General features: G+C 67.5%; 1 protein-coding gene. It reads left to right on the top strand.

Annotation, left to right across the window (positions count from 1 at the left end; translation table 11 throughout):
• The first annotated feature begins 46 nt into the window (after positions 1-46).
• Positions 47-843, top strand: a protein-coding gene (locus tag MTQ10_RS30820; protein WP_247474111.1) for an IS5 family transposase whose coding sequence is annotated in 2 segments (ribosomal slippage) — positions 47-380 and positions 380-843 — 798 coding nt in all. Because the reading frame shifts where the segments join, the coding sequence is not laid out codon by codon here.
• Positions 844-853 lie beyond the last annotated feature (10 nt).

Genomic DNA, 853 nt, shown 5'->3' with positions numbered 1-853 from the left:
AGAGGTCGTCTCATTTGGAATGCTGGGTAGTCTGCACCGTGTGGTGATGGTCGAGCGCATGGTGCCGGACGAGTTGTGGGAGCTGTTCCAGCGGGTGGTCCCACCTGCTCCATCACGGCCGCAGGGCGGCGGCCGGCGCCGGTACGGGGATCGTGAGGTGCTGGCCGCGATCATCTTCGTGGCCACGACGGGTTGCACCTGGCGGCAGTTGCCGCCGGTCTTCGGCCCGTCGGGGCCGACTGCGCACCGACGCTTCACCGAATGGACCGCCGCCCGGGTCTGGGCGAAGCTGCACCGCGTCATCCTCGACGAGCTGGGCGCGCGCGGAGAGCTGGACTGGTCGCGCTGCGCGATCGACTCGGTGAACACGCGGGCCCTGAAAGGGGGGACCTGACAGGTCCGAATCCTGTAGACCGGGGCAAGAAGGGCTCGAAGATCCACTTGATCACCGAGCGGACCGGTTTACCCCTTTCGATCGGCATCTCTGGTGCGAACGTGCACGACAGCCAGGCGCTTGAGCCGCTCGTGCGTGGGATCCCGCCGATACGATCCCGCCGCGGCCCCCGCCGACGACGACCCTCGAAGCTTCACGCGGACAAGGGCTACGACTATGACCACCTGCGCCGATGGCTACGCAAGCGAGGCATCCGCCACCGCATCGCCCGCAAGGGCATCGAGTCCTCCACCCGGCTGGGCCGGCACCGCTGGACCATCGAGCGCACGATGTCCTGGCTGGGCGGCTGCCGCCGTTTGCACCGCCGCTACGAACGCAAGGTCGAGCACTTCCTGGCCTTCACCGCCATCGCCTGCAGCCTCATCTGCTACCGCAGACTCGCCAAATGAGACGACGTCT

The organism is Streptomyces sp. XM83C (assembly GCF_023072675.1).
In the GTDB taxonomy this organism is placed as follows: Bacteria; Actinomycetota; Actinomycetes; order Streptomycetales; family Streptomycetaceae; genus Streptomyces; species Streptomyces thermocoprophilus.
Note: the sequence above shows the minus strand (reverse complement) of the source record. Positions and strands in the feature narration are given on the sequence as shown.